The 256-nt window shown below is 66.0% G+C and carries 1 pseudogene; it reads right to left on the bottom strand.

The window, feature by feature from the left end:
• Positions 1-256 (bottom strand): annotated as a pseudogene (locus SB725_RS32390) (TIGR03364 family FAD-dependent oxidoreductase); the annotation flags it as partial.

The following is a 256-nucleotide window of genomic DNA, read 5'->3' as shown; positions in this document are numbered from 1 at the left end:
CACGCAACTCAGACCGGTCAGCAGGGCATGTTGCAGGTTGAGATTGGCCTCGGGCCGCGCCCGGAGCATCTGCAAGCGGCAGATCTGCGGCTGCAAGGCAGCGATCTGATCCGCCAGCAGGGTCTGATAATCGTGCCCCGAACACAGCACGATCCGCGGCGCGTGGAAGTTGCCGGCGGTGCTGCGCAACTGGCCCGGCTGGATATCCCCCACCAGGGTCGAGAAGTGAAACTGCACCCCCAGGTCCCGGCGCAGG

The sequence above is a fragment of the Pseudomonas sp. SIMBA_041 genome, from assembly GCF_046535095.1.
Lineage (GTDB): Bacteria > Pseudomonadota > Gammaproteobacteria > Pseudomonadales > Pseudomonadaceae > Aquipseudomonas > Aquipseudomonas mucoides.
Note: the sequence above shows the minus strand (reverse complement) of the source record. Positions and strands in the feature narration are given on the sequence as shown.